Origin of the sequence: Mycolicibacterium helvum, from assembly GCF_010731895.1 — a bacterium.
Taxonomy (GTDB): Bacteria; Actinomycetota; Actinomycetes; order Mycobacteriales; family Mycobacteriaceae; genus Mycobacterium; species Mycobacterium helvum.
The window spans coordinates 5152432-5176888 of record NZ_AP022596.1 but is presented as its reverse complement, the minus strand read 5'-3'; the positions used below and the strand labels follow the sequence as shown (position 1 = coordinate 5176888).

Annotated in this window: 20 protein-coding genes; 15 read left to right on the top strand and 5 right to left on the bottom strand. The window is 66.9% G+C overall.

Annotated features, from left to right (window positions below; all coding sequences use genetic code 11):
* Window positions 1-49: 49 nt before the first annotated feature.
* Complete coding sequence (locus G6N38_RS24355) at window positions 50-808, bottom strand: helix-turn-helix transcriptional regulator (protein WP_163750532.1); 759 nt, start codon at window positions 806-808, stop codon at window positions 50-52.
* Window positions 809-833: 25 nt separating this feature from the next.
* On the opposite strand from G6N38_RS24355, the gene mptB reads away from it, so the two are divergent.
* From mptB to G6N38_RS24335, 4 genes are all read left to right on the top strand, one after another.
* Window positions 834-2573 (top strand): polyprenol phosphomannose-dependent alpha 1,6 mannosyltransferase MptB, encoded by a 1740-nt coding sequence (gene mptB / locus G6N38_RS24350; protein WP_163750531.1) that lies wholly within the window; start codon window positions 834-836, stop codon window positions 2571-2573.
* Window positions 2574-2593: 20 nt separating this feature from the next.
* On the top strand, window positions 2594-3502 hold the full coding sequence (locus G6N38_RS24345) for an ABC transporter ATP-binding protein (protein WP_163752338.1): 909 nt from the start codon (window positions 2594-2596) through the stop codon (window positions 3500-3502).
* A gap of 61 nt (window positions 3503-3563) precedes the next feature.
* Entirely contained in the window at window positions 3564-4340 is a 777-nt protein-coding gene (locus G6N38_RS24340) for an ABC transporter permease (protein ID WP_163750530.1), read from the top strand.
* A 67-nt stretch (window positions 4341-4407) separates the two neighbouring features.
* The gene (locus tag G6N38_RS24335) at window positions 4408-5364 is read left to right on the top strand and encodes a COX15/CtaA family protein (RefSeq protein ID WP_163750529.1); all 957 of its coding nucleotides are present in this window, start codon (window positions 4408-4410) and stop codon (window positions 5362-5364) included.
* On the opposite strand, the gene G6N38_RS24330 is transcribed toward G6N38_RS24335, so the two are convergent.
* Window positions 5314-6264, bottom strand: coding sequence for an ATP-grasp domain-containing protein (locus G6N38_RS24330; protein WP_163750528.1), 951 nt, complete (start codon window positions 6262-6264; stop codon window positions 5314-5316). The two genes, G6N38_RS24335 and G6N38_RS24330, sit on opposite strands and share 51 nt — an antisense overlap.
* Before the next feature lie 18 nt (window positions 6265-6282).
* Here G6N38_RS24330 and G6N38_RS24325 point away from each other — a divergent pair, with 18 nt between their 5' ends.
* Window positions 6283-7257, top strand: coding sequence for a quinone oxidoreductase family protein (locus G6N38_RS24325; protein WP_163750527.1), 975 nt, complete (start codon window positions 6283-6285; stop codon window positions 7255-7257).
* Here G6N38_RS24325 and G6N38_RS24320 read toward each other — a convergent pair.
* Window positions 7160-7876 (bottom strand): TetR/AcrR family transcriptional regulator, encoded by a 717-nt coding sequence (locus G6N38_RS24320; RefSeq protein WP_163750526.1) that lies wholly within the window; start codon window positions 7874-7876, stop codon window positions 7160-7162. The genes G6N38_RS24325 and G6N38_RS24320 overlap by 98 nt on opposite strands.
* A 62-nt stretch (window positions 7877-7938) precedes the next feature.
* Here G6N38_RS24320 and G6N38_RS24315 point away from each other — a divergent pair, with 62 nt between their 5' ends.
* The gene (locus tag G6N38_RS24315; RefSeq protein ID WP_163750525.1) at window positions 7939-8889 is read left to right on the top strand and encodes a DUF7064 domain-containing protein; all 951 of its coding nucleotides are present in this window, start codon (window positions 7939-7941) and stop codon (window positions 8887-8889) included.
* The gene (locus G6N38_RS24310) at window positions 8886-11453 is read left to right on the top strand and encodes a PEP/pyruvate-binding domain-containing protein (RefSeq protein WP_163750524.1); all 2568 of its coding nucleotides are present in this window, start codon (window positions 8886-8888) and stop codon (window positions 11451-11453) included. Before G6N38_RS24315 ends, G6N38_RS24310 begins: the two co-directional genes overlap by 4 nt.
* On the opposite strand, the gene G6N38_RS24305 is transcribed toward G6N38_RS24310, so the two are convergent.
* Window positions 11446-12375 (bottom strand): heme o synthase, encoded by a 930-nt coding sequence (locus tag G6N38_RS24305; protein ID WP_163750523.1) that lies wholly within the window; start codon window positions 12373-12375, stop codon window positions 11446-11448. The two genes, G6N38_RS24310 and G6N38_RS24305, sit on opposite strands and share 8 nt — an antisense overlap.
* Window positions 12376-12618: 243 nt before the next feature.
* Between G6N38_RS24305 and tkt the strand changes: the two genes are divergently transcribed.
* The 8 genes from tkt to G6N38_RS24265 all read left to right on the top strand — a co-directional run bounded on the left by tkt (window position 12619) and on the right by G6N38_RS24265 (window position 21576).
* Window positions 12619-14712 (top strand): transketolase, encoded by a 2094-nt coding sequence (tkt, locus tag G6N38_RS24300; RefSeq protein ID WP_163750522.1) that lies wholly within the window; start codon window positions 12619-12621, stop codon window positions 14710-14712.
* Window positions 14713-14742: 30 nt separating this feature from the next.
* Window positions 14743-15861, top strand: a complete 1119-nt coding sequence (gene tal, locus G6N38_RS24295) for a transaldolase (protein WP_163750521.1) — start codon at window positions 14743-14745, stop codon at window positions 15859-15861.
* Window positions 15858-17423 carry a glucose-6-phosphate dehydrogenase gene (zwf, locus tag G6N38_RS24290; RefSeq protein ID WP_163750520.1) on the top strand — a complete coding sequence of 522 codons (1566 nt, stop codon included), beginning with the start codon at window positions 15858-15860 and terminating at the stop codon, window positions 17421-17423. Before tal ends, zwf begins: the two co-directional genes overlap by 4 nt.
* Before the next feature lie 31 nt (window positions 17424-17454).
* Window positions 17455-18366: a glucose-6-phosphate dehydrogenase assembly protein OpcA gene (gene opcA, locus G6N38_RS24285; protein WP_163750519.1), complete on the top strand. Its 912-nt coding sequence runs from the start codon at window positions 17455-17457 to the stop codon at window positions 18364-18366.
* Window positions 18363-19100, top strand: coding sequence for a 6-phosphogluconolactonase (pgl, locus tag G6N38_RS24280; protein WP_163750518.1), 738 nt, complete (start codon window positions 18363-18365; stop codon window positions 19098-19100). The genes opcA and pgl overlap by 4 nt, the downstream gene beginning before the upstream one ends.
* A 10-nt stretch (window positions 19101-19110) precedes the next feature.
* Window positions 19111-19497: an ATPase gene (locus G6N38_RS24275; RefSeq protein ID WP_163750517.1), complete on the top strand. Its 387-nt coding sequence runs from the start codon at window positions 19111-19113 to the stop codon at window positions 19495-19497.
* Complete coding sequence (locus tag G6N38_RS24270) at window positions 19494-21098, top strand: AMP-binding protein (RefSeq protein WP_163750516.1); 1605 nt, start codon at window positions 19494-19496, stop codon at window positions 21096-21098. Before G6N38_RS24275 ends, G6N38_RS24270 begins: the two co-directional genes overlap by 4 nt.
* A 241-nt stretch (window positions 21099-21339) precedes the next feature.
* Window positions 21340-21576, top strand: coding sequence for a hypothetical protein (locus tag G6N38_RS24265; protein ID WP_163750515.1), 237 nt, complete (start codon window positions 21340-21342; stop codon window positions 21574-21576).
* A gap of 2 nt (window positions 21577-21578) precedes the next feature.
* On the opposite strand, the gene ppc is transcribed toward G6N38_RS24265, so the two are convergent.
* On the bottom strand, window positions 21579-24404 hold the full coding sequence (gene ppc / locus G6N38_RS24260; protein ID WP_163750514.1) for a phosphoenolpyruvate carboxylase: 2826 nt from the start codon (window positions 24402-24404) through the stop codon (window positions 21579-21581).
* Window positions 24405-24457 lie beyond the last annotated feature (53 nt).

The following is a 24457-nucleotide window of genomic DNA, read 5'->3' as shown; positions in this document are numbered from 1 at the left end:
ATCGTTCGTGGCGGCTTCGGTGCGGGCTGAGCACCGAAGTGGTTCTGGTCTAGCGGTGTGCCGGCGTGAGCGGCACGTGGGTGGTACAGGCGCAGTCGCCGTTGGCGATCGTCGCCAGGCGCTGAACGTGGGTGCCCAGGACCTCCGACATGGCCTGCTGCTCGGCCTCGCAGAGCTCCGGAAATTCCTCGGCGACATGCGAAACCGGGCAGTGGTGCTGGCAGATCTCGATGCCCGCCAGCGGACCGCGCACCCGCGTCGTCGTCGCCGCATAACCGGCCCTCGTGAACGCGTCGGCCACCCGCTCAGCAGTGGATTCAACGTCGTCGGGACCGGCCTTTACTCCCGCCAGGATCGCGTCGATGCGGCGCCGGGCGAAGGTCTCCACCGCCGCCTCGCCGCCGATCTCACGCAGCTGGCGAATCGCGGCCGAGGCCAGGTCGTCATAGGTGTGCTCGAGCTTGGCACGCCCGGCGGAGGTAAGCCGGTAGCGCTTGGCGGGCCGCCCACGGCCGGCCTGCTGCCAGGCTGCCGCGACGTTGGCCTCGGCATCGCCGGCATCGATGAGAGCATCGAGGTGCCGGCGCACGCCGGCGGCGGAGAGGCCAAGCCGCCGCCCGATCTCGGCGGCGGTGATCGCTCCCGACTCGACCAACAGCTGCACAATGGTGCGGCGGGTCTGTCCGTCATGCACAGCAGCACCCAGCACAGGCGCCGGATCTGCAGCGGACGGGAATTTCACAACACCAGTGTTACGCAATTCGCGGACCAGGTCTAGCAAGGGCACCCTTAGCAGCCACGGGGTCAAAGCGCTCGCCGGTTAGAGTGCTGTGGTGGCAGCCCGCCAACACTCACTGAGTTCATCGATCGCCCGCTTGCACGGCGATGAACGCCCGGTGGGGTCGCCCCTCAACGACGCCGAACTGCGCGCCATGCGCCGCACCCGGATGTTCGGCGCCACCGGAACAGTGCTGATGGCGATCGGTGCTCTCGGCGCCGGCGCCCGCCCCGTCGTGCAGGACCCCACCTTCGGGGTGCGGTTGCTCAACCTGCCATCCCGCATCCAGACCGTCTCGCTCACGATGACCACCACCGGCGCGGTGATGATGGCACTGGCCTGGCTGATGCTGGGCCGCTTCGCGCTGGGCAGCCGCCGGATGTCCCGCAGTCAGCTCGATCACACTCTGCTGCTGTGGATCGTGCCGCTGCTCATCGCGCCGCCGATGTACAGCAAGGACGTGTACTCCTACCTGGCGCAGAGCCAGATCTCGGCCAACGGACTCAACCCGTACAAGGTCGGCCCGGCCCCCGGCCTGGGCCTGGACCATGTGTTCACCCTCTCGGTGCCCAGCCTGTGGCGCGAGACGCCGGCCCCCTACGGGCCGCTGTTCCTGTGGGTCGGCCGCGGTATCTCGGCGCTGACCGGCGAGGACATCGTCGCCGCCGTGCTCAGTCATCGGGTGGTGGTGCTGCTCGGGGTCGGCATGATCGTCTGGGCGGTGCCACGGCTGGCTCGCCGCTGCGGGGTGGCCGAGGTCAGTGCGCTGTGGCTGGGCGCGGCCAATCCACTGCTGCTGATGCACCTGGTGGCCGGCATCCACAACGAAGCGCTGATGCTTGGCCTGATGCTGACCGGCACCGAGTTTGCCCTGCGCGGCGTCGACGGAGCCGCGGGCTCGCTGGTGCCACGGCCACTGCACTGGCCGCGCGGGCGAGACCAGTGGGCGGCGTGGATACCGCTGGCCATGCTGATCCTGGGCTCGGTCCTGATCACGCTGTCGTCCCAGGTCAAGCTGCCAGGCCTGCTGGCGCTCGGGTTCGTGGGGATGGCACTGGCTCATCGCTGGGGCACCAGTTTCACGGCATTCGTGAAAGCCACCACCCTGATGACGGCGCTGTCGCTCGTGGTGATGGCGGTCATCGGCTGGGCCAGCGGGCTGGGGTTCGGCTGGATCTTCACGCTCGGCACCGCCAACGTGGTGCGTAGCTGGATGTCGCCGCCGACACTGCTGGCACTGGGCACCGGTCAGGTCGGGATCCTGCTCGGGCTGGGCGATCACACCACAGCCGTGCTGTCGCTGACCCGCGCGATGGGCGTGCTGATCATCACGATCACGGTCACCTGGCTGCTACTGGCGGTGTTCCGGGGCCGGCTGTACCCGGTCGGCGGGCTGGGCGTCGCGCTGGGCGCGACCGTGCTGCTGTTCCCCGTCGTGCAGCCGTGGTACCTGCTGTGGGCGATCATTCCGCTGGCCGCTTGGGCCACCCGCCCCGGCTTCCGGATCGCCACCATCGCGGTGACCCTGGTCGTCGGCATCTTCGGGCCCACCGCCAACGGCGACCGTTTCGCCCTGTTCCAGATCCTGGACGCCACCCTGGCCAGCGCGGTGATCGTGCTGCTGCTGATCGCGGTGACGTTCAACCACCTGCCCTGGCGCAAGGTGCCCGGCACCAGCGAGGCGTTCAGCGGCCAGGAACCCGACCCGGCACCGCCGCCGGAGCCACTCACTGAGTCGTCTGCCGAGCCACCGACGCCGCGCCCGGCGCCCGGCGCATACGCTGACTCCCCGTGAGTTCCGGCCACGAAATCCCCGTGCGACTGCGCGGGGTATCCAAGCGCTACGGCACGACGACGGCGGTGTCGAGCCTCGACCTCGAGGTACATCGCGCCGAAGTGCTGGCGCTGTTGGGCCCCAACGGGGCCGGCAAGACGACCACCGTCGAGATGTGCGAGGGATTCGTCCGGCCGGACGAGGGCACGATCGAGGTGCTGGGCCTGGACCCGGTGGCCGATAACGCACGGGTGCGAGAGCGGATCGGCGTGATGTTGCAGGGCGGTGGCGGCTATCCGGCCGCCCGGGCCGGTGAGATGCTCCAGCTGGTCGCCGCATATGCCGCCCACCCCCTGGACCCGGCGTGGCTGCTGGACACCCTGGGACTCACCGATGCGGCGCGCACCACCTACCGCCGGCTCTCCGGTGGCCAGCAGCAGCGGCTGGCACTGGCGTGCGCCCTGGTCGGGCGCCCCGAGCTGGTCTTCCTCGACGAGCCGACCGCAGGCATGGACGCGCACGCCCGCCTGGTGGTGTGGGAACTCATCGAGGCGCTACGCCGCGACGGAGTGACGGTGGTGCTGACCACCCACCAGCTCAAGGAAGCCGAGGAACTGGCGGATCGCATCGTCATCATCGACCACGGCTCGGCCGTGGCCGCCGGCACGCCCGTCGAGTTGATGCGGGGCGGCGCCGAAGGCCAGCTGCGATTCTCCGCGCCCCGCCAGCTCGACCTGTCATTGCTGATGACCGCGCTGCCAGAAGGCTATGTGGCAAAAGAGCGATCCCCCGGTGAATACCTGGTCGAGGGTCAGATAGACCCGCAGGTGCTGGCCACCGTGACGGCGTGGTGCGCGCGGCTGGACGTGCTAGCCACCGACGTGCGGGTGGAGCAGCGCAGCCTGGAAGACGTCTTCCTCGAACTGACCGGCAAGGAGTTGCGGCCATGAGCGACAGTTGCGGAGCGAATCGACGACGGACATGGCGCGACCGAGCGGACGAGGGAGCGGCATGACGACCGAGCTCTTCCCGCCGGGCACGTTCGCTCCCGATCCGCGGCCCAGCACGGTGCAGCGGATGCTGGCCGCGCAGTACGGCCTCGAGCTGAAACTACTGCTGCGCAACGGCGAACAGCTGCTGCTGACGATGTTCATCCCGATCACTCTGCTGATCGGACTCACTCTGCTGCCGCTGGGCTCATTCGGTTCGCAGCGCGTCGCGGTGTTCGTGCCGGCGATCATGGCGCTGGCGGTCATCTCGACCGCGTTCACCGGCCAGGCCATCGCGGTGGCCTTCGACCGCCGCTACGGGGCGCTGAAACGCTTGGGCGCCACCGCCCTTCCGGTGTGGGGCATTATCGCCGGGAAATCACTTGCCGTGGTGACCGTGGTGTTCCTGCAGGCGCTGCTACTCGGCGGCATCGGGCTGGCCCTTGGTTGGCGCCCGCACCCGGCCGGTCTGCTGTTGGGCGCGGTCGTCATCGCGCTCGGCACCGCGGGCTTCGCGGCCATGGGCCTGTTGCTCGGCGGCACGCTGCGCGCCGAGATCGTCCTGGCCGTGGCCAACCTGCTCTGGTTCATCTTCGCCGGGCTGGGCGCGCTGACCCTGGAGACCAATGCGATCCCGCGCGGGATCGCATTGGTGGCCCGGCTGACCCCGTCCGGGGCGCTCACCGAGACCCTGACGCAGGCAATGTCGCTGTCGGTGGACTGGTTCGGCATCGCGGTGCTGGCGGCGTGGGGTGCCGTCGCGGCGCTGGGCGCGCTGCGCTGGTTCCGTTTCACCTGAGCGTGAGTCCTACGCTCAACCCAATCCCTACTACGTCGCGTAGTTAGCCGTCCTCTACGATCGGGCCGTGCCCGTCGGACGGTTTTTCCTGCGGCTGGTGGACCTGCTGCCACTGCCGAGCCTGCGCACTCAGCGCGTCATTGCCGCCGCGGTCATCCTCACCCAGGGCGGCATCGCCGTTACGGGCGCGATCGTCCGGGTGACCGCATCCGGGCTGGGCTGCCCGACCTGGCCGCAATGCTTCCCGGGCAGTTTCGTTCCGGTCCCGCACTCCGAAGTGCCCGGCATCCATCAGGCCGTCGAGTTCGGCAACCGGATGATCACCTTCCTGGTCGTCATCACCGCGATCCTGGCCGTCCTGGCCGTCACCCGCGCCCGCCGCCGCCGCGAGGTGCTGGTCTATGCCTGGCTGATGCCGGCGTCGACGGTGCTGCAGGCGGTCCTCGGCGGCATCACCGTGTTGGCCGGGCTGGCGTGGTGGACGGTGGCGATCCACCTGCTGGTCTCGATGGCGATGGTGTGGCTGGCCACCCTGCTGTACGTCAAGATCGGGGAACCCGACGACGGCCTGCCCACCGTCCTAGTGCCCAAGCCGTTGCGGCATCTGACCCTGCTCGGCGTACTGACACTGGCCGCCACGCTGGTCACCGGCACGTTGGTGACCGGTGCGGGCCCGCACGCCGGCGACAAGAGCCCGCAGCGCACTGTGCCGCGGCTCGAGGTGGAGATCCTCACGCTGGTGCATATGCATTCCACGCTGCTGATCGCCTATCTGGCGCTGCTGGTAGGGCTGGCGGCCGGCCTGCAGGCGGTGTTCGCCCCACGGCTGATCATGCGGCGACTGGCGGTGCTGGTCGCGCTGGTGCTGGCTCAAGGGTTGGTCGGCGCGGTGCAGTTCTTCACCGGTGTGCCCGCCGCGCTGGTGGCGCTGCACGTCGCGGGTGCGGCGGCATCGACCGCGGCCACCGCTGCGTTATGGGCGTCGATGCGACAGCGGACCGAGCCCAAGACGCTCGAGCGCTGACTCGACCTCCAGCGCGAACGTCCGCTGCTGCAGCTCGCGGGTGGCTCCGTCGAGCTGACCCCACCCCAACCCCGGCTCGATCAGCTCGAGCTCGAGCAGCACCGGATCATCGGCGCCACCGATGAGATCCACCCGGGCGTACAGCAGCTCAGTGGTGATGATGCCCAGGTACCCACACGCCGCCTCCAGCGCGGTGACGCCGACGTCCCACATCGCGAAGTCGGGATCGGCCGGTGCCAGTTTCTCGGCGACGTAGGTGCCCGACTCGTCGAGGGCGGCCACCTCGCCTTCCGGCGGAAGCATCGGACCTTTGGTGAAGGCGTGCGACTGGCGACCGCCGAGGAACACCAGGGCCGTCTCCCCCGCTTCCACGCGGGCGTCGTAGGGCTGCACCAGCGCCGTGCGCCCGGAGTCCTGCAGGGCGGCGACGTGTGCGCGGGCAGCGGCGTGGTCGACGAACCGCCCGGTGTCGATCGAGCCGGCGCCGATCGCGGGTTTGACCACGATCTCGCCCTTGGGCAGCGTGACCTTCTCGCCGGGTTCGAAGAAGAACGACGCCAGGGTGGGCACACCTGCCTCAGCAAGGTCCTGCAGGTAGTGCTTATCGCTGTTCCACGCCACCACTTCCGGCGCGTTCAGCAGGTTGGGCACCCGGGTGGTCCAGCTCAGGAACTCCTCACGGCGTTCGGCGTAGTCCCACGCCGCGCGCAGGATCACCAGGTCGGCATCTTCGGTCTGCGGATCATCCCAGGACAGCCAGCGGGCATGCAGTCCCCGGCGGCGCAGCGCCTCGATCAGACCCTCGTCGTCGCCGTCACCGGCGATCAGTTGCGGGCATCCGGCCAGCACGATGCTGGGGTGGAAGACGTCGGGGCGGGCCAGCTTCGAGGGTGGGGTCACAGCGGGGATGATAGTGACATGCACGCAATCGAAGTCGCCGAGACGGGCGGCCCCGAGGTCCTGAACTACGTCGAGAAGCCGAAACCCGAACCCGGCCCCGCCGAGGTGCTCATCGAAGCCGACGCGATCGGCGTCAACTACATCGAGACCTACTTCCGCTCGGGCCTCTACCCGCGGGAGCTGCCGTTCGTGCTGGGCACTGAGGTGTGCGGGACGGTCGCCGCCGTCGGCAACGACGTCGCCGCGATCAAGCCCGGCGACCGGGTGGTGACCGCCATGGCGTCCGGTTCCTACGCCGAGTTCTGCACGGCTCCAGCTGATTTCGTCGCCTACGTGCCCGATAACGTCCCGTCGGACGCGGTCGCCTCCGCACTGCTCAAGGGGATGACGGCGCACTATCTGATCAAGTCGGTGTATCCAGTGCAGGCCCGCGATTTCGTGCTTGTACACGCCGGAGCGGGTGGTGTCGGACTGATCCTGACCCAATGGGCGACCAGCCTGGGCGCCCGCGTGATCACGACGGCCTCCGGCCCGGAGAAGGCCGAGTTGTCGCGGCAGGCCGGGGCGATCGAGGTGCTCGACTACCCCGAGGAACCTGGTGATTTCGCCGCCACGATCCGCGAGCTCACCAACGGCCACGGGGTCGCCGCGGTGTACGACGGGGTCGGCAAGACCACCTTCGACGCCAGCCTGGCCAGCCTGGCCATTCGCGGCACACTGGCCCTGTTCGGCGCTTCCAGCGGGCCGGTGCCGCCGGTGGACCCGCAGCGGCTCAACGCCGCCGGATCGGTGTACCTGACCCGACCCAATCTCGCGCATTTCACCCGCACGCCGGATGAATTCGCTTGGCGAGCAGGTGAATTGCTGGATGCGATCTCGACCGGCTCGATCACGATCACCGTCGGCGGCCACTACCCGCTGGCCGAGGCGGCCCAGGCGCACCGCGATCTGCAGGGCCGCAAGACGACGGGCTCGATAGTGCTGCTGCCCTGACCTGCGGTTCGCCGGCGGTCCGATAGGCGTACGTGACCAGCAGTGCGGTGAGTTCCTCGATGAACCGATCACGCGAGATCGCAGGCTTGTCAATCACATAACGCAACGCCAGGTGCGAGGTGGTCTGCACGATGAACCACGTCGTCACGTCGAACTCCTCGTGGCGCACCCATTCCCGGTTGGCAACCAGCTGGAGGTAGGTCAGTTCGCCGGCGCGACTCAGCAGACCACCGAACGGGCTGCCGTCAGCCAACCGAGGCACCCTGTCGAGGAATGCCGCGAGAAGATCCGATTGGGATGACAGCGCATCGACAAGTGAGGTCACGACGGTTCGCGCCAGCTCGTCAAGGGATAGCTCGGTGGTCAACGGGAACGCCGCGGCGATCCGGCGGCCCAGGTCGTCGTTGAGGCGTTCCACCACTGCCAATACGATCGCATCCTTGTCACGAAAGTACTGGTACACCGAGCCCGGGCTCAGGCCCGCCTCCTGCGCGATGCGATTCGTCGAGGCGCCGTCGTAGCCGTACTGAACCAGAACGCGAGCACCCGCATCGACGATGCGCTCGATGGTGTCCTTGGCGCGTTGTTGCTGGGGCTTTTTACGCAGACCAGAGGCCATGCCAGGAACGCTAGCGCGGATACAAGTTGAAAGCGAGTAAACGCTTACATTCTAATGTGAGGATGCTCACTCCCCTGACCGACAGCGACGAAGAACTCCATCCACCAGGACGGCAGGACCACTGGCAGGAGAGCTTCTACTTCAACTGGGTCGCCCAGGACACGGTCGGATTGGCGCGACTCGGCTACCGCGCCCGCGAAGGCACCGCGGACGCGGTGGTGATCACGATGCGCGGGGGACGGCGGGAGTTCGTCTACGCGGCGATCAACCAGAAAGTCGCGACGGCACCGTCAATGCGCGACGGCTTCCGGGTCGGCCGGCTGACGCTCCGCATGAACGAGCCGCTACAGAGTTGGCGCATCACGCTTTCCGGCCAGGACAGCATCGACCTGACCTGGACCGCGCTGGCCTCGCCGTTCGACTTCGCCGAGTCAGGTGGGGCTCATGTGCTGGCAGCACGTCACTTCGAGCACCCCGGTGCCGTCACAGGCGTGACCCGCCTGCGTGGGCGCCACCACGAGATCGTGGGATTCGGTACCCGTGACAAGTCATGGGGACCACGAGACTGGGCGACCATCACCGGCTGGGAGTGGATCTCGGCCCAGTTCGACGGTGACTTCGCCTTCACCGCCTCACAAACGGGCGAGCCTGGCTCGCAGACCCAATCCGGGTTCATCTACCGGGCCGGGCAATGTGTGGCCATTGATTCCTTTGACCTCGAGTACTCCTGGCAGAGCCCGCACAGGGTGGCCGGCTTGCATCTGACGATCCGTGACGCGCACGGCGGGTCTTACCACGTCACCGGGACAGCCACCAGCGACGTTCCCCTCTTCAAGAGCGGCATGCTGCTCGACGAAACCCACACCCGGTTCGAAGCGCACGTCGACGGCCGGCGCCTCGCCGGCGCGGGGATTGTCGAACATACCTGGCATGCAGGCGGTTTCGAGGCGTTGAGGTGGGCGCCACGACTGGTGCCTGTGTTGGTCGACGCAATCAGGGCGCCCCGGCGATGATCACACGTCTGCAGGCGACAACGACCGGAGACATCGGAAGCCTCGGTGGTAAGGCCACCGGATTGATCCGACTACTGCGGGCCGGTCTCACCGTGCCCGAAGCGTGGTGCATCGACGCCGCCATCTCGCTGGATCCCGTTGCACGCCAGTCACTCTTGGCCGACGCACTGCCGGCATGGTGGGAGCGCGTCGGTGGGGAGCATTCCGGGGAACTGTGGGCCGTCCGCAGTTCGGCAGTGGCCGAGGATCTGGAGGACGCCTCGTTCGCCGGCGTCTACGAGACGGTCCTGGGAATCGATTCCTTGGCCGCGTTGTGTGCCGCCGTGCGCAGCTGCTGGTCTGCCCTGGAGAAGACGCGCGCCGTGACCTACCGTTCCGCTCACGACAACACCGACGGAACCGGTATCGCACTGATCATCCAACGCATGGTGCGCCCGCAGGTCGCAGGCGTGCTGCTGAGCGCCAATCCGCTGGACCCGTTCGCAGACGAGATCGTCATCGACGCCGCGTGGGGCCTGGGCGAGGCGGTGGTGTCCGGCCACACCGCTCCCGATCACATCCGGCTGAACCGGACGACCGGCGACATTCTCGAACGACGAATCGGAACCAAGCACTGTGAGATCGTGTGGGACGGCGGCATCGTCGAACGGGAAGTCGACGCGGACCGTCGTGAACGCCCGTGCCTGACCGATGAACAGATCCGCGAACTCTGGCAGCTCGCCCAAGTGGTCAACGACACCATCGGCCCGCGCCGGGATCTCGAGTGGGCCATCGCTGAGGCCACCCTCTACGTCTTGCAGGATCGCCCCATCACGACACTGCCCAGCGACAACCCGGCAGATATCTGGTCACGCCGCTTTGGCGATGAGTACCTCTCGGAATGCTCCCTACCGCTTCCCGGCGAACTCATGGTGCCCTGGATCACCGAGGCAGCGTTCCAGGAGATGGCCGCGCTGCAGGGCCGTCCCGACCTGGCCGCAACCCAGCCGGTCCGGCTCTACCAGGGATACGCCTATTTCAGCGCGCGCTATTACGCCGCGGGACTGCAGATCCTGCCGAAGTCGATGCGTAGGACCGCGGCGAGCGAGTGGTTTCCGCCGCAGGTGGACGAATGGGTCGATCAGGAATCCTGGAACCCCCGGCTGACGATGCTGGCATTGCTGGCGCCGCTTCGGGATCGACGGCGCAGCGGACTCAAGCGCAACCTGGTGGCACTCGAAGAACATTGCGCGATCATCGAACGTGATATCGCACCCCTGTTGAGCCAGGACTATTCGGCTCTCGGTCCCGAAGCATGGCAACTCCAGTTTCATCGGGTAGAGGCGCTGGGACGCGAACACTTCCGCGTGGTCCGTTGGGGCATGACGATCTACAACACCTTTCTGCACGCCGCCCTGTCCCGGATGCTGCGCGTGTGGTGCTCCGATGACAGCGGCGAGCTCTATCAACACCTGATTGGCGGGCTCGACGACACCCGCACCGCCGCGCTGAACAACGAAATCGTTGCGCTGGCAAAGGAATCCATGGCACACGACCCGCTGACCACAGCGATCGCGGCCGGCGAGGAATACAGTTCGCTACGCTCGCGCTTCCGCGAGTCCGGGTTCTGGCAGCACTACGACGGTTTTATCAGCCGGCATGGACATCGATCGGCCAGCCGGGACATCGCCCGCCCACGCTGGCATGAGGAACCCGACGTCATCCTCGAGCTGGTTCGGGCCAGGCTGCGGTCACGGACGGCCGACATCTCGCAGGCCGGCGAACACGTCGCGCAGGTGCGCAGAATCAACGCCGAGAACGCGGTGATCGCCGCCGTCGGCCGCGGTCCTGTCGGCAGGATCCGGCGGCTGATCCTCCAAAGGCTGACCGAGACTGTCCGGCAGTACACCCGGTACCGGGAGAACCAGCGCTACTACCTGGACTACCTCATCACTCACATGAGGTCGCTGGTCCTAGAGCAAGGTCAGCGCTTCGCCGAGCGGGGTGTCCTGTCCGACCCCGAGGATGTCTTCCTCCTCACCAGGACCGAGTTCACCACCCTTGTCGAGGGCGCGCCCCACGAGACCGGTCTGGCCGCCACCGTGAACCGTCGCCGTGGCGACTACGCCATCTATCTGCGTCGCACACCTGCCACCTTCCTCTTCGACGACATCGAGACCGACCTGCCGCAAGCCATGAACGACGACGGTGATCCGCCCGAAGGGGCGTTGCGCGGAACGGGTATCAGCAGAGGAACCGCGCGCGGCACCGCACGAGTAGTGACCTCGCTGCGCGACCTCGGCGATGTCGAAGCCGGCGACATCCTGATAGCGCCGAACATCGACCCCGGATGGACCAGCGTCTTCCCCTTGCTGTCCGGTTTGGTGATCGAGACCGGCGGCATGCTGGCCCACGGCGCCATTCTGGCTCGGGAGTACGGAATCCCGGCGGTCAGCGGGATCCGGGCCACCGACGCGGGCGTTGTCACCGGAAGCGAGGTGGCCATCGACGGCAACCTGGGCATCGTCTACCCGAATGTTCTCGCCGCCAGAACCGCAACCGGGTCCGGCGCTACGCCTAGCTGAAGAGCGTCGGCAGCGCCAGCACCGAATCGACCGCCAGCGCCACGAACACCACGGCCAGGTAGTTATTCGACTGCAGGAACAGCTTCAGCGGCTTGACCGGGTTGCCGCGGCGCACTCCCGCGTGCAGGCGATGCGCCATGACCAGGAACCAGGCGCCCGCCAGCGCAGCCACCGAGCCGTAGAGCCAGCCGGCCGCCGGCACCAGCGCCAGCGTGGCGAGCACGGTGAGCCAGGTGTAGATCAGGATCTGCTTGGTGACCTGCAGCTCGGTGGCGACCACCGGCAGCATCGGCACGCCGGCGGCGGCGTAGTCGTCCTTGTACTTCATCGCCAGGGCCCAGGTGTGCGGCGGCGTCCAGAAGAAGATGATCGCGAACATCACCAGCGCCTGCCAGCCGATCGTGTCGGTCACCGCCGACCAGCCGATCATCACCGGCATGCAGCCGGCCGCCCCGCCCCACACCACGTTCTGCGAGGTGCGGCGCTTGAGCAGCAGGGTGTAGACCAGCACGTAGAAGGCGATAGTGGCCCCGGCCAGGTGCGCCGAGAGCATATTCGTCGTCCACCACAGCCAGAAGAACGACGCCACCGACAGCACCAGCCCGAACACCAGCGCGTGGCTGCGCGGCACCGTAGCCCTGGCCAGCGGCCGGCGCTCGGTGCGCTTCATCTTCTTGTCGATGTCGGCGTCGGCGACGCAGTTCAGCGTGTTGGCGCCCGCGGCGGCCAACAGCCCGCCGAACAGCGTATTGAGAATCAGCGGGAGGTCGACGTTGCCGCGGCCGGCCAGCAGCATGGCCGGAATGGTGGTGACGAGCAGCAGCTCAATGACGCGGGGTTTGGTCAGAGCCAGGTAACCCAGCAGTCTGTCGCGGAATCGGATCGGCGCCCCGTCAACGAGGTGCACTTCGCGAACTCTCACGCAACCGACTCCTGACAGACCTGTCGACGATCTACTACAGAGGATGGTAGACGCCGCCGTTGCACTTACCGAACCGAAGGGTCGATTCACGGCGATTACATCGTGATGACACAGTTCCAGGTGTAGAGCTTCACCCGCGGGTAACGCTGGTAGGAGCACTATGCAGCAAGGTGCCGACCGGCATTAGGGTAAAGAGGACCACCCCAGCTTGCCAGCCCATCTGACGATGCCAGGAGCCAGTTAGTGACAACTGTCGAAGAGATTGCCGCGCTGACCCAGCCACACCACCCCGAGGACTGGACGGAGGTCGATTCACAAGCCGTCGATACCGTGCGAGTCCTGGCCGCCGATGCGGTCCAGAAGGTGGGCAACGGGCATCCAGGTACCGCGATGAGCCTGGCTCCCCTGGCTTACACGCTCTTCCAGCGGGTGATGCGGCATGACCCCAGCGACACCCACTGGCTGGGCCGGGACCGGTTCGTCCTGTCCTGCGGCCACAGCAGCCTGACCCTGTACCTGCAGCTGTATCTGGGCGGGTTCGGCCTGGAGCTCTCCGATATCGAATCGCTGCGCACCTGGGGTTCCAAGACTCCGGGTCACCCGGAGTTCCGGCACACCAAGGGTGTGGAGATCACGACCGGACCGCTGGGTCAGGGCCTGGCCTCGGCCGTCGGGATGGCGATGGCGGCGCGCTACGAGCGCGGCTTGTTCGACCCCGACGCCCCCGCGGGCACCAGCCCGTTTGACCACTACATCTACGTGATCGCCTCCGATGGCGACATGGAAGAGGGCGTCACCTCCGAGGCGTCGTCGATCGCGGGCACCCAACAGCTGGGCAACCTGATCGTGTTCTGGGACAACAACGAGATCTCGATCGAGCACAACACCAACATCGCGTTCACTGAAGACACTCCGGCGCGCTACGAGGCGTACGGCTGGCACGTGCAGGTCGTCGAGGGCGGCGAGAACGTCGTCGGCATCCAGGCGGCGATCGAGGAAGCCAAGAAGGTCACCGACAAGCCGTCGTTCATCGCGGTACGCACGATCATCGGCTATCCGGCACCCACCAAGATGAACACTGGCGGTGTGCACGGCTCAGCGCTGGGCGCCGACGAGGTCGCGGCCACCAAGAAGGTGCTGGGCTTCGACCCGGATAAGTCGTTCGACGTGAGTGACGAGGTCATCGAGCACACCCGCAAACTCGTCGACCGGGGCCGCGAGGCTCACCAGAAGTGGCAGGGCGACTTCGACGCCTGGGCGCAGCGGGAGCCGGAGCGCAAGGCCCTGCTGGACCGGCTGTTGGCCAACGAGCTACCTGACGGCTGGGATGCCGACCTCACGTACTGGGAGCCGGGCTCCAAGCCGCTGGCCACCCGCGCCGCATTCGGCAAGGTGCTCAACGACGTCGCCCCTAAGCTGCCCGAACTGTGGGGTGGCTCGGCGGACCTGGCGGGCAGTAACAACACCACCATCAACGGCGTGAAATCTTTTGGCCCACCGTCGATCTCGACGGAGGACTACACCGCGGACTGGTACGGCCGGGTGCTGCACTTCGGCATCCGCGAGCACGCGATGGGGTCCATCCTGTCCGGCATCGCGCTGCACGGGCCGACCCGCGCCTTCGGTGGCACATTCCTGCAGTTCGCCGACTACATGCGTGGCGCGGTCCGGTTGGCCTCGCTGATGGACATCGACACCATCTACATCTGGACCCACGACTCGATCGGCCTTGGTGAGGACGGTCCGACGCACCAGCCCATCGAGCACCTGGCCGCGCTGCGGGCGATCCCGAGACTGTCGGTGGTGCGTCCGGGCGATCCGAATGAGACCGCCTATGCCTGGCGAAGCATCATCGCTAGGGGCAATGGCAGCGGCCCCGTCGGTTTCATCCTGACCCGCCAGGGTATCCCGGTACTGGAAGGCACCAGCTCCGACGGTGTGGCCAAGGGCGGCTATGTGCTCGGCGGCGGCAATCCCACCGACGACGCCGACGTCATCATCATCGCCACCGGTTCCGAACTGCAGTTGGCCGTGGAGGCACAAAAACTGTTGGCGGACAAAGACATCAGGGCATACGTGGTATCGATGCCCTGCGTTGAGTGGTTCGAATCGCAGCCGCAGGAATACCGCGACAGCGTGCTGCCGCCTGACGTGTCGGCCCGCGTCGCGGTGGAAGCGGGTATCGCACAGAGTTGGTACAAGTACGTCGGCGACACCGGCGAGATCGTCTCCATCGAGCACTACGGCGAGTCCGCCGACGACAAGACCCTGTTCCGCGAGTTCGGGTTCACCCCCGAAGCAGTCGCCGCAGCCGCGGAACGCGCAATCGACAACTGATTACCCGACATACAACGAGAGGCAACCGTCATGGCGCAGAATCCCAACCTCGCGGCGCTGTCCGCCGCCGGCGTGTCCGTCTGGCTCGATGATCTATCCCGGACCCGGCTGCGGACCGGCAACCTGCAGGAACTGATCGACACCCGCAGCGTGGTCGGTGTGACCACCAACCCGTCGATCTTCCAGGCCGCGCTGTCGCACGGTGATGCCTACGACGCACAGGTTTCCGAGCTCGCCGAGCGCGGTGCCGATGTCGACGCCACCATCCGCACCGTCACCACCGATGACGTCCGCGAGGCGTGCGACGTGCTGCGTCCACAGTGGGAGTCCTCCGACGGTATCGACGGACGGGTCTCGATCGAGGTCGACCCACGGCTGGCCCACGACACCGACAAGACCGTCCTGCAGGCCATCGAGCTGTGGAAGATCGTCGACCGGCCAAACCTACTGATCAAGATCCCGGCCACCAAGGCAGGGTTGCCGGCGATCACCGCGGTTCTGGCCGAGGGCATTTCGGTCAACGTGACGCTGATCTTCTCGGTGGAGCGCCACCGCGAGGTGATCGACGCGTACCTGGCCGGGCTGGAGGCCGCCAAGCAGGCTGGTCATGACCTATCCAAGATCCATTCGGTCGCTTCGTTTTTCGTGTCCCGAGTGGACACCGAGATCGACAAGCGGCTGGAGAAGATCGGGTCGGACGAGGCGCTGGCGCTGCGTGGGCTGGCCGGCGTGGCCAACGCACGGCTGGCCTACGCCGCCTACGAGGAGGTGTTCGTCGGCGGTGAGCGGTTCGGTGCGCTCGCGCAGGCCGGTGCCCTGGTGCAGCGGCCGCTGTGGGCCTCCACCGGCGTCAAGAACCCCGACTACTCCGACACGCTCTACGTCACCGAGCTGGTCGCTCCCAACACGGTGAACACCATGCCGGAGAAGACGATTGACGCGGTCGCCGACCACGGCGTGGTCACCGGTGACACGATTACCGGCACCGCCGCGGCAGCGCAGGAGGTGTTCGACAAGCTCGCGGGAGTCGGCATCGATCTGCCCGACGTGTTCGTGGTGCTGGAAGACGAGGGCGTGGATAAGTTCGAGAAGTCGTGGCAGGAACTGCTCGACGCAACCCAGGAACAGCTCGACGCCGCGGCCAAATGACCCACCGTCCCGTACCGGGGCTGATGGCGCCGGCCCCCGACACCTGGCACAACCCGCTGCGCGACAAGCGCGACAAGCGGATGCCGAGGATCGCCGGGCCGTGCGCCGTGGTGATCTTCGGCGTGACCGGTGACCTCGCGCGCAAGAAGCTGATGCCGGCGATCTACGACCTGGCCAACCGTGGGCTGCTGCCGCCGTCGTTCTCGCTCGTCGGTTTCGCCCGACGGGACTGGAAGGACGAGGATTTCGGCAACATCGTCCATGACGCGGTATGCCAGTACGCGCGCACCCCGTTTCGCCAGGAAGTGTGGGATCGGCTGGCCGAGGGATTCCGCTTCGTCCAGGGCACCTTCGACGACCCTGCCTCGTTCACGCGACTGTCCGAGACCCTGGAGAAGCTCGACGTCGAACGCGGAACCGGCGGCAATCATGCCTTCTACCTGTCGATTCCACCGAATGCGTTCCCGGTGGTGTGCGAGGAGCTGAAGAAGTCCGAGCTGGCCCGCCAGCAGGACGGCCGCTGGAGCCGGGTAGTGATCGAGAAGCCGTTCGGCCACGACCTGCAGAGCGCCATCGAGCTCAACAAAGTGGTCAACAGCGTGTTCCCCGAGGATTCGGTCTTCCGCATCGACCACTACCTCGGCAAGGAGACGGTCCAGAACATCATGGCGTTGCGCTTCGCCAACGAGCTGTTCGAGCCGATCTGGAATAGCCACTACGTCGACAGCGTGCAGATCACCATGGCCGAGGACATTGGCCTCGGCGGCCGCGGGGGCTACTACGACGGGATCGGCGCGGCGCGCGACGTCATCCAGAATCACCTGATCCAACTGCTCGCGCTGACCGCGATGGAAGAGCCGGTCAGCTTCCATCCGCACGAGGTGACGGCCGAGAAGATCAAGGTGCTCTCGGCCACCTCGCTGGCCAAGCCGCTGGATCTGACCTCATCGCGGGGTCAGTACACCGCGGGGTGGCAGGGCGGCGAGAAGGTCGTCGGCCTGCTCGACGAGGAGGGGTTCTCCAAGACCTCCACCACCGAGACGTTCGCCGCGATCACCCTGGAGGTCGACACCCGGCGATGGGCCGGTGTGCCGTTCTATCTGCGAACCGGAAAGCGGTTGGGCCGCAGGGTCACCGAGATCGCCCTGGTGTTCAAGCGGGCACCACACCTACCTTTCGACGCGACGATGACCGAAGAGTTGGGCAAGAACGCCTTGGTCATCCGTGTCCAGCCCGACGAGGGCATCACGCTGAGGTTCGGCTCGAAGGTACCGGGCAGCGCAATGGAAGTCCGCGATGTCAACATGGACTTCTCCTACGGCTCGGCCTTCGCCGAGGATTCACCGGAGGCCTACGAGCGGCTGATCCTCGATGTGCTGCTCGGCGAGCCGTCGCTGTTCCCGGTCAATGCCGAGGTCGAATTGTCTTGGGACATACTCGATCCCGTACTGGACTACTGGGCCACCCACGGCAAGCCGGATCCCTACGAGTCGGGTACCTGGGGGCCGGACTCGGCGTTCGAGGTGCTGCAGCGGTCCGGGCGGGAATGGAGAAGACCGTGATGAGCGCCAGCGAAGAGCGGAGACAACAGAAGTGATTGTCGATCTGCCGGACACGACGACCAATACCCTCAACAAGAAGATCACCGCGCTGCGCGAAGAGGGCGGGGCGATCACCCTGGGCCGGGTGCTGACGCTGGTCATCGCGCCCGACACCGAGGATCTGGTCGAGGACTCCATCGAGGCCGCGGTGTCGGCCAGCCGTGAACACCCCTGCCGCATCATCGTCGTGGTGCCCGACGACCGGTTGGCTACCGACGCGCGACTGGACGGCCAGTTGCGGGTGGGCGCCGATGCCGGCGCCGGCGAAGTCGTGGTGTTGCGAATCTCTGGCCCGCTGGCCAACCATGCCAACAGCGTCGTGCTGCCGTTCCTGCTGCCCGATACGCCGGTAGTGGCGTGGTGGCCAGGTACCGCCCCGGCGATTCCCGCCGAGGATCCGTTGGGCCGCCTGGCTATTCGCCGGATCACTGACGCGACATCGGCGGAGGACCCACTGGCGTCGATCAAGGGCCGGCTGCAGGGCTACACCGACGGCGACACCGACCTCGCCTGGAGCCGGATCACCTACTGGCGAGCCCTGCTGGCCTCGGCAGTGGATCAACCGCCGTACGAGCCGATCACATCGGTGGTCGTGTCGGGGCTGAAAGACGAACCGGCCCTGGATATTCTGGCTGGTTGGCTGGCCAGCCGCGTCGACGGCACGGTGCAGCGCGCTGTCGGCGACCTGAGGGTCGAGTTGGTGCGCGCTTCGGAGACGGTGACGCTGAGCCGGCCGCAAGAGGGCATCACCGCCACCCTGACCCGTACCTCGCATCCGGAGGCCCTGCTGCCGCTGCCGCGCCGGGAGACCCGTGAGTGCCTGGCCGAGGATCTTCGCCGGCTCGATGCCGACGAGATCTACCACGAGGCGCTGGCCGGCATCGACAAGGTGCAGTACGTATGACCCGCATCGTCGAGACATACGCCGACACCGAAGCCTTGGTGACCGCCGTCGGCGACCGCCTGGTCGAGGCGATCACATCCGCGATCGCGGCCCGTGGGCAAGCGTTCATCGTATTAACCGGCGGCGGAACGGGTATCGGCCTGCTCAAGCACGTGGGCGCGCACGACGAGGCGATCGACTGGGCCAGGGTGCACATCTTCTGGGGCGACGATCGCTTTGTGCCCGCCGACGACGCCGAGCGCAATGACAAGCAGGCCCGCGAAGCGCTGCTCGATCACATCGACATCCCGGCCGGCAATGTACACCCGATGGCCGCCAGCGACGGTGAGTTCGGCGACGATCTGGAGGCGGCCGCGCTGGCCTACGAGGGCGTGCTGGCGGCCACCGCCGAGCCAGGTGAACCCACACCGGCTTTCGACGTACATCTGCTCGGGATGGGCGGCGAAGGTCATATCAACTCGCTGTTCCCGCACACCCCGGCCGTCGCGGAAACCACCCGTCTGGTCGTCGGCGTCGCGGACTCCCCCAAGCCGCCGCCCCGGCGGATTACGCTGACGCTGCCCGCCGTCACGCGGTCGCGCGAGGTGTGGCTGGTGGTGTCGGGCGCGGCCAAGGCCGATGCTGTCGCCGACGCCATCGGCGGCGCCAGCCCAGACGACGTGCCCGCGGCCGGTGCGGTCGGCTTCGAGGCCACGGTTTGGCTTCTCGACACCGAGGCAGCCAGCAAGCTGTAAGACTGAGCTCATGGTTGACAAGACGCCACCGCCCCGCACTGGTCGCGACCGGCTCAAGACCCTGGCACAGGCAGCACTCAACGCCGATGTCACCGTCGACCAGCTCGACACCATCCTGACCGGGATGAGCGAGGCGCTCACCGATCTCAACACGACGATGAGCGGAATGAACGGCACCCTCGAGTACTTCGAGGAAACCCTTGGCGTGTTCAACTCCACGCTGGCCCGCATCGACGAACTGGCGCCGAGGCTGGACGCGGTGGTCGGACGGATGGAAGGGATCGTCGAGCGGGTCGAGCGCATCGTGGGAGTCGGCGAGGCGGTGCTGTCGCCGCTGGCCGCCACCGAGTCCGCGGTACGCGGGGTGGTCAACGCGGTGCGTCGCGCGGGCCGTTGATCGCGCTACTGACCAACCTGGTGCGCCGCTCCAGGTTGGAGGTCTGGTCTGCGGCAGTGCTGTTGCGCAGCGGTGTGGTGCGCCCACTGTCGGTCCGCCGGCTCGCCAGAATGCTCAAGGCCCTCAACACGTACGGGCTCATGGGTGCCGGGACGACGATCGCCGCGCTTCGGGACCCCGACGGTGTGGCCATCATCGACGAACACGGACCGCTGACCTACCGTGAGCTCGATCGCCGGTCGGATGCCGTCGCCGCCGGATGGGGGCGCCGCGGGCTGCGGGCAGGGGCCGGGGTCGCCGTGTTGACCCGAAACCATCGTGGTTTCTACGATGCGGTGTTCGGTGCGGCCAAGTGCGGCGCCCGCCTGATTCTGCTCAACACGGGGTTCGGCCGCGACCAGTTGGCCGACGTCGTCGCCCGCGAGGGAGTGGACCTGCTGGTCTACGACGAGGAGTTCGGCGACTCCGTGTCGAGCCTTCCGTTGCGCGTGGGCCGGTTTCTGGCATGGCACAACGATTCCAACACCGACTCGCTCGACCAGCTGATCTCTGAGAGCGATGGCTCCGCGCCGGCACCCCCAGACACCCGGCCGAAGATCATCATCTTGACCAGCGGCACCACCGGAACCCCCAAGGGTGCCGCGCGCTCGGAGCCGCGTTCGCTCATCCCGGTGGGCGGACTGTTCGGCAAAGTGCCGTTCCGGGCACGAGAGGTCACCGAATGCGCGGTGCCACTGTTTCATTCCCTAGGGTTCAGCCAGGCGATGATGGCACTGGTGCTGGGATCGACGTTGGTGATCCGCCGCGAGTTCGACCCAGCTAAGACGTTGGAGAGCCTGCGCATCAATCGTGCGACAGCGCTGATCGTGGTGCCGATAATGCTGCGGCGCATGCTGGATCAGCAGCCGGTCGGGCATTTTTCCGACCTGCGGGTCATCTTCGTCGGCGGCTCGCAGCTCGGCGCGGGTCTGTGCCGACGTGCGCTGGATGCCTTCGGGCCGGTCGTCTACAACATGTACGGCTCCACCGAGGTGGCATTCGCGACAATCGCCACGCCTGCCGATCTGGCGACCGAACCGGGATGTGTCGGTGGCGTGGTGGCGGGTTCGGCGGTACGGATTCTCGACGCTCACGGCAGGCCCGTCCCGACCGGAACCCCGGGCCGCATCTTCGTCGGCAACGTCATGCAGTTCGAGGGCTACACCGGCGGCGGCAACAAGGAGATCGTCGACGGCTTGCTGTCCAGCGGGGACGTCGGCCATTTCGACAGCGCAGGAAGACTCTTTATCGACGGTCGGGATGACGAGATGGTCATCTCAGGTGGCGAGAAGGTGTTCCCCAGCGAGGTCGAGGACGCGCTGGAACGCCATCCCGACATCGCCGAGGCCGCGGTGATCGGCGTGGGCGATGTCGAGTTCGGGCAGCGACTGCGCAGTTTCGTCGTCACCAGGCCGGGACGCGCACTGAGCGCCGACGACGTCAAATCCTATGTCGCTCAACGACTGGCCCGGTTCAAGGTGCCGCGCGACGTGGTATTCATGGACACTTTGCCGAGAAATCCGAGTGGCAAGGTCCTCAAAAGGCTGCTCGACCACTCATAGGCCTACCACCAGCCGTCCTCGGGATCGGCGACCGCCCAGTCGGCCAGCACGGGCGGGGCGACGAGCGGCAGTGAACCGATCAGTTCAGCGGTGTTCTCCAGCGAGCAGTCGGGTTGCGTCATAGCGGGTTTGACGTTCGTTCGAGGCCACCGGTTCCCCGCGCGTCCACCGATTGGGGGACGTCGAAAATACACCGACCGCCCGATTCACTGTTGCCGCAGGTTAGGGCAGATTTATCGGCATGATGACCATGAAGAACCGCCTCGCAGGATTCCTCGCCGCACCCGCCATCACCGCCGCCGTCCTCGGTGGGGCATTGACGTTGGCCGGCCCGGCCAGCGCCGACACCTGGACCTACAACGACTACTCCGGCTCCGACTCCTACGGTGTGCACCCGAACAACGAGATCGTCGTTGCGCCGGACACCTACGCCGATCCCGCGCCGGTCTACACCCCGTGGGCCACCTGGCTGAACTAGGCTCAGCCGCTGTTGCGGAGCGCCGAGGCCAACCCGCTCATCGTCAGCAGGATGCCGCGCTGCACCAGCTCGTCTTCGTCGCCGGATCGATAGCGGCGCAACAGCTCCACCTGTAAGTGATTAAGCGGCTCCAGGTATGGGAACCGGTTGAACACCGAGCGGGCCAGCGCCGGATTATCGGCGAGCAGATCGTCGTGTCCCGTGATGAGCTCGTGCATGCGAATGGTGCGCTCGTGTTCGGCGACGATCTTGTCGAATACCCGGTGCCGCAGCTCCTCGTCCTCGACGAGCTCGGAATACCGAGCGGCCAGCCCCAAATCCGACTTGGCCAGCACCTGGGCCATGTTCGAGAGCACCGTGGCGAAGAACGGCCACTTCACGTAGAGGTCCTGCAGTACCTCGAGGCGGCCGTCACCTTCGGCGATCCACTCCTCGAACGCACTGCCCGTGCCATACCAGCCGGGCAGCATGACGCGCGACTGACTCCAGGCCAGTACCCACGGGATGGCTCGCAGGTCGGCGATCGACGTGGTGGGTTTGCGCGATGTCGGCCGGCTGCCGATATTGAGCGAGCCGATCTCGCTGACCGGGGTGGACGCCTTGAAGTATTCGACGAAACCCGGTGTCTCGTGGACCAATTCGGCGTAGGCACGCTGCGCGCGGGCGGCGAGGTCGTCGAGCACGTCATAGGCGCTTTGGGCCAGATCCCCCAATCCTTCGGTGTCCAGCAGCGTCGACTCGAGCGTCGCTGCCAGCAGCGTCTCCAGGTTTCGGTGGGCGATGCGCGGCTCGGCGTATTTGGCCGCGATGATCTCGCCCTGTTCCGTCAGCCGCAGCGACCCCTTCACTGCCCCCGGCGGCTGGGCCAGAATCGCGTCGTAGCTCGGACCGCCACCGCGGCCGACGGTTCCGCCGCGACCGTGGAACAACCGCAGCCGGATCCCGGTCTTGCGGGCCGACTCCACCAGATCCAGTTCGGCCCGATACAGCGCCCAGTTGGCGGCGAGGTATCCGCCGTCCTTATTGGAGTCCGAGTAGCCGAGCATGACTTCCTGGCTCTCGCCACGGGCGTGCACCATCGCCCGGTAAAGCGGAAGATCCAGCACCGATTCCAGGATGGCCGAACCGCGCTGCAGGTCGTCGATCGTCTCGAAGAGCGGCACGATGCCTACCGGTGCGTAGACCTCCGGAGCCGCTCCGGCGGCAACATCCACTGTTGCGCCCGAAACATCCAGCAGTCCAGCCTCTTTGAGCAGGATCGCGGCCTCCAGCATGTCCGAGACCGACTGGCACATCGAGATGATGTAATTCGGCACCGCCGCCGGGCCGAACACGTTAACGGCACGAGCGGCGGCAAAGACGATGTCGAGTTCCTTGCGGGCCAACTCCGACAGCTCGGAGTCGTCGCGGACCAGTGGGCGCCGGGTGGCCAACTCCCCCGCCAGCAGCTCGACGCGTTCCGGCTCGGACAACGACGGGTAATCGGCGTGCACGCCCGCCCAGGAGAGCAATTCGGCGATGACCTCTTCGTGCACCTCGGAGTTCTGCCGCATATCCAAGCTGCTGAGGTGAAAGCCGAAGACCTCCACGGCATCCCGCAGCCGGGCCAGCCGATCGTCGGCCAGCAGCGCGCTGCCGTTGGCGCGTAGTGAGGCGTCGATGACATCGAGGTCGGCCCGCAGCTCGGCCGGGGTCGCATAGGGCGGCATGCCGAGATCGAGAGTGTGCTGCGGCGTGCGGTCCAGGATGTCCTGGCCCGTGGCAGTGAGCCGGGCGTGCACCACCCGCAGCGCCCGCCGATAGGGCTCGTCGGTTCGGGCCGGCTCGTTGCATTGTTCGGCCAGTGCGACCAGATCGTCGGTGGTCTTCACCAGCCGCGCGGACATCGACAGCTCCTGCTCGAGGTGCGTCAGTTCGGCGAAATAGTGCCCCAACGCGGTGTACGCGGCACTACCGGTCGCCAGTCGCACCACCTCGGCGGTGACATTCGGGTTGCCGTCGCGATCACCGCCGATCCACGAGCCAGGGCGCAGGATCGGCGCGGCCAGCAGTTCGGTATCGGGCCAGCGAGCCCGCAGCGCGTCGCGCACTTCGGCGTTCACCTTCGGGATCACCTCGAAGAACGCTGCCGGGTAATACCGCAGGCCGACCTCGATCTCGTCCTGAATCTTCAACCGGGACAACCGGATCAGTGCGGTCTGCCACAGCGTCAGAATCTGCCGACGGAGTTCGGTCTCGACCGGCTGGCCGTCGTCGGTTTCGTCCTGCCCGCGCAGCCGCACCCGCATCAGCTGGGTGATGCGGTGCTGGGTGTCGAACACGGTACGGCGCCGGGTCTCGGTCGGATGGGCGGTGATCACCGGCGACACCAACGCACCTCGTAGTGCGTCGGTGACCGTCTCGGGCTGCAACTGCGCCGCGTCCAGCTTTTCGTAGGTGGCGGCAAGGGTGCTGTTCTGCGGTGGTTCGCCTGCGGCGACGTGGACGGCCCGGCGGCGTTCGCGGTGGATGTCCTCGGCGACGTTGGCCAGCAGGGCGAAGTGGCTGAAGGCGCGAATCACCGGGATGGCCTGATGGATGTCGATGCCGTCAAAGAGCCGGGCCAGCTCGGTTCGGTCGATTTCGGATCGGCGCACCCGGAACGATTCGACGCGGGCCCGCTCGACGAGGTCGAACACCTCTTCGCCGTTCTGCTCACGCACGGTGTCGCCGAGGATCGTCCCGAGCAGCCGGATGTCCTCGCGCATCGGTTCGGTGGCCTCCCGCCCGACCTTGGTGCGGGTGACCGCGCCGATCGGTTCCAGGGATACGTCCGAGACTTCAGCCATCCCTCAAGTATCCGGGTGCCGGGTGGGGGCTGCAGGCCGAGGGCGCGTGGAGT